General features: G+C 42.3%; 6 protein-coding genes and 3 pseudogenes. 3 read left to right on the top strand and 6 right to left on the bottom strand.

Features of this window, described 5'->3' with window-relative positions; genetic code table 11:
• A partial coding sequence (locus V7K76_RS06535; protein WP_334954118.1) for a hypothetical protein occupies positions 1-298 on the top strand: 298 nt, incomplete at its 5' end.
• Between the two features lie 75 nt (positions 299-373).
• Here V7K76_RS06535 and V7K76_RS06530 read toward each other — a convergent pair.
• Complete coding sequence (locus V7K76_RS06530; protein ID WP_334954117.1) at positions 374-688, bottom strand: hypothetical protein; 315 nt, start codon at positions 686-688, stop codon at positions 374-376.
• A 402-nt stretch (positions 689-1090) separates the two neighbouring features.
• Here V7K76_RS06530 and V7K76_RS06525 point away from each other — a divergent pair, with 402 nt between their 5' ends.
• On the top strand, positions 1091-1447 hold the full coding sequence (locus V7K76_RS06525) for a hypothetical protein (RefSeq protein ID WP_334954116.1): 357 nt from the start codon (positions 1091-1093) through the stop codon (positions 1445-1447).
• A 135-nt stretch (positions 1448-1582) separates the two neighbouring features.
• Here V7K76_RS06525 and V7K76_RS06520 read toward each other — a convergent pair.
• From V7K76_RS06520 to V7K76_RS06505, 4 genes and pseudogenes are all read right to left on the bottom strand, one after another.
• Positions 1583-2184: pseudogene (locus V7K76_RS06520) on the bottom strand (Uma2 family endonuclease).
• Between the two features lie 435 nt (positions 2185-2619).
• Positions 2620-3006 (bottom strand): VOC family protein, encoded by a 387-nt coding sequence (locus tag V7K76_RS06515; protein WP_334954115.1) that lies wholly within the window; start codon positions 3004-3006, stop codon positions 2620-2622.
• Positions 3007-3818: 812 nt separating this feature from the next.
• Positions 3819-5081 (bottom strand): phthiocerol/phthiodiolone dimycocerosyl transferase family protein, encoded by a 1263-nt coding sequence (locus V7K76_RS06510; protein WP_335029730.1) that lies wholly within the window; start codon positions 5079-5081, stop codon positions 3819-3821.
• A 423-nt stretch (positions 5082-5504) separates the two neighbouring features.
• Complete coding sequence (locus V7K76_RS06505; protein ID WP_335029729.1) at positions 5505-6071, bottom strand: TrkA C-terminal domain-containing protein; 567 nt, start codon at positions 6069-6071, stop codon at positions 5505-5507.
• A gap of 397 nt (positions 6072-6468) precedes the next feature.
• Here V7K76_RS06505 and V7K76_RS06500 point away from each other — a divergent pair.
• Positions 6469-6756, top strand: a pseudogene (locus V7K76_RS06500) (IS4 family transposase); the annotation flags it as partial.
• Here V7K76_RS06500 and V7K76_RS06495 read toward each other — a convergent pair.
• Positions 6751-6849 (bottom strand): annotated as a pseudogene (locus tag V7K76_RS06495) (transposase); the annotation flags it as partial. The pseudogenes V7K76_RS06500 and V7K76_RS06495 overlap by 6 nt on opposite strands.

Genomic DNA, 6849 nt, shown 5'->3' with positions numbered 1-6849 from the left:
TTTGGCTTTCTCTATTTTCACTGCTACTCAAAGTCCTAATCACAAATTGCCAAATTTCTTATTATACCACAAAACACTTTTGCAAGAGTTCTTATCAGTAAGAACTTCTGGCGGCATTTGTAAATTAGCTTGTCGTCAAGTATTGCAGCCAATTTACTTGCTTCGATCCGGATTGATTAAATATATCCCTCAGTGCGATATGCATCTGGGGGATATTTTCAACTTCCATAAATTATTTAGCCTTGCAACCATTTGTCTTGATGCAGCCTGTAAGTTTCCTATACTGCTTCTAAGCTAAACACTACAAACTTTAGGCTTCACACTCTCGATGACATTAATTTTGCATAGCGACAAATAAAAACTCTCTCTATAATTATTGTTCTTGTTCTTGTCCTCGTCTTTGTTCTTGTCCTCGTCCTCGTCCTCGTCCTTGTCCTCGTCCTTGTCCTCGTGGCATACAGGCTTCAAGAGCTTGGCGATTATTTGCAGCCTCGACACAGCTCTGTCTTTGCTCTATCTCGGAGAGCCGCGCACTAATACGTTTGAGGATTTCGTCTTTGTGCTGCTGGAATTCCTGTCCGCTACCCTGCTCTGGGCTATCCGATGGCGGATTGGTGTCACTTTGTCCTAAGGCTAGACTTGGGAACGCTAAGATCGCTACAACCGCCAAAAACCAATACTTTTTCATAGCAGCCTCTAGTAAAAACAAAAATTTCCATCTGTTTAAGCTATAGCTTTATTGTGATAAATATTACTGCTTAACGCTTCAGTCTTTGTACTAGTCATCTTAAGTACTTTTAATTTATCAGACATCAGCATTTATAAGAGGTTTCAGAAAAAGAAACAAGTGATCGTTTCAGCAATGATTTTCCTCGCTGGTCGGCTCGCTTTGCAGAAGGTTTGGCGCTATTTCTGATTCCCTGCACCGAACTTTTGGGACTACCAGATTTTTTCGCGTGAGCTTTTACACTACAATATCTTTTCTAAATGGGGAAATTTTATGTAAATTTAACCACATCTACCTGACGAAAGTTTACAATATAATTACTGAAACTAATCTACCTACAACCAACAGGCTTTGGTTTGACCTATGACTGATAATAAAGAAATTGTCTGCCAACTCACTCAACAAAAGCCAAGAGGTGTTATGGTTGTAGCTCCAAGCGAACTCACTATCTATGATCGTCACAGACAATCCTTTCAAACACCGCCTACTTTAAGCAATTACATTCTCAAAGTCATCGCCAAATTGTCCATTGTCAGCGCTATGTTGTTTGGCATCAGTGCATTAGGCTATTGGGGATTAGAAATTGTTGAAGCTAACACAATCCCGACAATAGAAGACAGATATAATTGGCAAACCCAAAAACATATTTGTTTCGGTTGGATGCTAATTACTTTTTCTAGCTTTCTTGGGAGTGCTTCTTTTGGTAGCGATTCCCACTAATCAGTTCCAGAGGATAAAGCCCCTGATCAAAATTCATCACTCAAAAGTCATAATTAACAAGGAATTTAATATGATTGGTAGATTGATTCATTAAAATTTCTGTCGGTATTATTGTCAGAGAGTTAAACTGAACCCTTAAAAATTAATCCGACGATAGATTTCAGTCAGGGGAATTTCTACGTTTAAACTATGCAGAACAATCGTCCGCTCAAGGTGAGAGTGAACTTGCCATAGCCAGCGATCGTTACTGTTACGATCCCGCGTTGTGATATTGCTCAATGTAGGGTTCAGTTTGGCTTACAAGCAAATATTCACAAAAGCTGGGAATCGAGCGATATTTTCTGAACTTGTCCCCGCGATCGTATGCTTCAGTCGAGGGTGATAGAACTTCGACAATAAGCATTGGATTCAGAATTTCATCATTGCGATTACCATTGAATTCTGGTTCACCATTAACAACCATTAAATCGGTATAAGTCCCGCACTGATATTCAGGAATCCAAAAAAAGCAAGTCGCTATTATACAAACGGAAATCGGTCTCTCTCAGTAAAAACCCTAAGTAAATTAAGAAGTTGCTGGCGATTGCACTATGAGATTCCGAACCTCCCGACATAGTAATAACCTCTCCATTGCGGTATTCATGGCGTTCTGGGTTTGTTTCTTCCATAGCCCGGTACTCGTCTAACGTCCGGCGAGTTGTTACTACATCACAGGGACTGGTTTGAGCAAAGACCACAATCAGACCTCTTGAATAATTACCTCTAAAACTATTATCAGCAACGTCAAGAAGAATTGCCAATGAACGATGGAATGCCACCATTTCTAAGTGGGTGTATGATGTACGTACTCGATTGCTTGCTATTGTGTTTTATTGCCTTTGGACAAGAATTCATCTAATTCAGCAACCGCAAAGAAATACTGATAGAGACAGCTTGGCGTTGGAAGCTTAGGAGAGTACTGGAATATGCTACTAGTTGAAATGGCGATCGCTGAATGAAGTTGCCGTAGGTATCGCTACTCGTTTTAGTTAAGCATGTATGGATTTGTCCAGCTTGAAAATGAACAGTCCGCTTTCAAATAGAATTTTCTTTGCACAGATAAAAGTACTGTAACTGAGGTTTGCTAAAAAGGTCATTCACTGAAAACTTTCAACTGAAAAAAATTAGCTAGTCTAGATTTGACTTGCAATCTCAATTAAAATACCGTCTAAATCTCTGACATATCCAACCTTTTGTCCCCAAGGCTTTTGTTTTGGCAGAACTAGACTAATTGCACCAGCCTCAACAGCGCGATTGAAGGCTGCCTCAACATCATCTGTTGTAAAGGCAATTTCGATTCCAGCAGGTTGAGCAGATAAACTGTTTTCTTGAAATCCGTTAATTAGATTTGAGCTAGCCAGTTCATTGGCGGCAAACGCAAGTTTTGTTGAGCCCGTCTCCATCTGTGCATACTGTCCACTTTCGTGAATAAAATGTTGATGTAACCCAAATGCTTTTTCGTAAAAAGCAACCGACTGGGTAACATCCTTTACGTAAAGAATAGTGTAAGAAAATTCCATTGTTTTTATGGTTCTAAACAAGAATCACTGAAGACAAACTAGTACATTTGCTCTATTTAGTCAAGCATCATTACTTCCTTCACATCCAGCGTCAAGATTTAGCTACTCAAACCGCTACCTCTCCCAATCCACCAACACGCTATCCACAACCGCAATCCCCCACTGCGGAAACTTCGCCAGCAACTTTTTAATCACAATCTGCAAAGCCGGATCATCATTCCAGCACTCCTGCAAGAATTCAAACCCCGGATTCTGCCCTGAATTCGCTGCAACGCGTGAGCTTCTGCATACGTTCTGGTCGCAGATTTGACCTCGCTACAATCGCCTCATGTGACCATTTTTCAGAATTTGGCACAGACACGGCGGAATTAAAGGCATTAGTTACTGCTTAGAGGGTGTTTGAAAAGTTTTGAGGGGTCAAATTTTCTGCCAGCAGTATAAGCCTTCGTAACCAGCTAGGGAGTTGTACTCACCGGATCTAAAGCTTGGGTAAGATTGAGTGGGGTAGGTGAATACCCAATGTGTGGAGAGATACGACAACTAATTAAACTTCTCAAAACTTTAATTATTTGAATAAAAAGTGAAGTTAAACCAGAAAATTTAGACTTGAGAATAATTTTCTGGGTTTGACTTTTAAAAATTACCAGTAATATGAGTCACATCTGCGGAATATGGGATCTAAATCGTAATGAGTTCCATTGCCCAACTTCTTTCAGATTCTTACAATGATTTGTCAGATTCTTATGGTGCTGGCGAATTTGTGATTGATGAGATGCGGAAGGTTGTGACTTCAGAATGTTGCCTGATGTGCGCTAGGCAGCTTTGGATGCAACTTCCTGTACTACTGCAAGTTCTAAACGCTTCATTCCTGCCAATAAAAAGGCAGTTGCAGCCCGATCGCTCTGGGCACGATCCACATCCATCAGTGGTGTAGATGAAATCGTGAGGGCGAGGCGATCGCCCAAGGTCGCAACTCCAACAATCCGCCCTACCACACTTAGCATGACAGCAGGTGCATGGAGTGCTTCAATCCGAATGTTGCCATATTGTTGAGCCATCTCGATGCGCCCGAGATTTGTGACGGTTAGTTGACAGGGATATTGCGAGCGCGCTGCTTCAGCAAAGGCAGTGGCATCGGTGAGATTCGCCATTGCGGGTTGTCGGAGTTGGCGCTCCTCGACTAACTGCTGGGCAATGTCGATTTGTGAGAGTTGAGATTTGACCGATCGCGCAACGTCCCAAAACGCAGAATCCGCCTGAAGAAAATGAGTCGTCATACACAAGCAAAAATAAAGCCCAACTCCATCTGGCATCGGCAAAGATAGATGTGATCGCACGTTGACCGGGTGTAAACATCGCATCACATCGCTGGGTTTAACGTCTTGCTGAGTGAGCGTGAGCAAGAACGCCGCGCTGATTGCACCGTGTACGGTTGTGTGTTCGGCTCGACTGCGTTGGATCAGTTGCTGGGTGAGTTCGGGAGAGAGGACAACGGCGCGAATGTGGGGTGGGGGACGACGAGACAGGGGTGGTATATAGTCCGTGGGCTTAGGAGTAGGTTCTTTCCAGGGTTCGATGCCAGGAAGCGCTGATTCGAGCGATAATGCCGCACAAAGGTGCGATCGCTCAAATATTTTGCCTCCTAATCCTTGGACAATATCTCGCATCAGATAAACGCCAGATAACCCATCTGCGATCGCATGATGGCAAATAATCATCAGTTCGGATTCAGCCCCCGATTGCAGCAGCACGACTCGCAGTAAGGGTGAAACCTGCCAATCCAACGAGCGAGCCAGTTCGACTTTGAGTTCTGCTTGCCATTGCCACTCGTCCGTTCTCGCTACCAGCCGCAGCGGAATTTCGTCGTCGGTTTCGACAAATTTAGGCTGTCCGCTCACGTCAGGGGCGATGCGGACTCGCAGTAGCGGATGGCGTTGCTGAACTTGCTTGAGTACCGTCGAAAGTTGATCGACACTGAACTGCCCCTGAAGTTTCGCAAGGGTGGCAAAATCCATTGGATAAAACTGGTTGTAGAGCCAAAATGAATGTTCAAATGCACCTAAATACCGTTCCATGAGTGACTCCTATTGCTTCTCAACAGAAACTGAATTACGACAGAGAAGTATTTGAACAACGTTATCGAGCAAGACATCGCAACATTAAACGCATCGTGAAACCGATAAGATAAGCGGCGGCAGATGAATGGCACGCTTGAAAAGCTGAAACACTTGTAAATTAAGCTGTTTGCTTTCATATTTCGTAATTCGTGCCGGAGTTTGGTCATCAAGGGGTAAATTTTTGGGCGACGTTTGCGGACTCGTGATTCACTTCTACCTGGGCGTAGTTTACCGCCGCAGGCATCGCTCACAAAGCTGTGAGCAATAACTTTAAGCCGCATTGCGATAAATTTGAAGACGTTTTGTTGAAGTTGCAGCTAACAATTCGGAAATTGTCACAATCTTCAACAATTTTACCCTTTCTCATGAGTGCTATTCTTTCTAAACAGTACGGACTATATGAGCTAGAACTTGAGATTTACTTAATTCACTTACCAAGCGGTGGGCTTGGTGTTTGTACAGGGGGTATTGTAGAGTTTCCGCTAGTTGTTTCATCAGGGTTCTTGCTAGCTGCATATCACAACCACACACCCGCGAAATGACCGATGCTCCTTCAAAAGCTGCTTGTGCAGACACTGCTTGCTCTACTCGCACTAACCATTGACCGACTGGAATGCTTCCTCGTTCTACTCGTTGCAATCCTTCAATTGTTCCTAAAACCACTAAGCGATCGCCTACACCAAGCCTAATATCATCAGAGGGCATAAACTTTGCACCTTGATGATCAGCTTTGGCATGTAAAATTGGTACTAATCCATAGCCGTAAGCAATATCTGTCAGTAATCGCCCGTTGAGGGTATCGTTTGCTTCAATTTGATATTCAGTCACAAGTATAGTTTGCTTATTTAGGGGTAATACTCCTGGTTCCAAGTCAGTAGCGTGAATTCCCACTAATGGTTGTTTGAGGTCAAGCAATAGCTGTGCAACTCGCCGCCCGACTCTTCCCAAACCAATTAGTACTATGTGATCTGCTTTTGGTACAGAGGGACGACCTTTGGAAAATTCGACAATATCTTTTCCAGAAATGTATGTAGGATATTTGCTAAGTATTATACAGAATACATTTAAGATACGCGCTTTTACGGAATTTAGCGCAATATTTCTCCAGAAGCGAATAAATAATGGACTGTACCAAAATTCCGATTAGCGATCGCAACAAGCAGAGGATAATATTGGACTGACTGCCTCACCCTCTGCCCTTTATGTCCTGGTTCAGCTCGCCAGCAATTTCTTGATCACCTTGCGGGGGGACAAAATGGTTCAGAATGCTTGTACTACAAAGAGTGCAGCAATTTGTGGTAAAAGAAAAAGAGTATTCATTCGCAATAAGTTCTATTTAATGATAATGTTACCAGAATTCTACGAAACAAACCTCAAGCGAGAATTGGGACGTGCGGAATATTTATTACTAAAAATCCTGATAAATTTATTACAATCTATTAAAACTGTTAGCATTGAAGCCCTGGCTACAGCTTTACCTATCCCCATATTTTTTGAAAGTAGAAGAAAGAAAGTTCAAAGATTTTTGTCTTTAAATTACATAAATATTGAAGAAATTTGGTTCCCAATTATTAAAAGCTGGTTAGAGATATATTTTCCCTTAAATGAAGTTATTTATGTAGTGATTGACCGGTACTCGGTCATCTGTATTTCCAGGAGTTACTTGAAAAGCTAGTAATTCCCCTTGATCATTAATGATTAAATGGAGCTTAAAACCAAAATACCA

Source organism: Nostoc sp. (assembly GCF_036917975.1).
Lineage (GTDB): Bacteria > Cyanobacteriota > Cyanobacteriia > Cyanobacteriales > Nostocaceae > Nostoc.
Note: the sequence above shows the minus strand (reverse complement) of the source record. Positions and strands in the feature narration are given on the sequence as shown.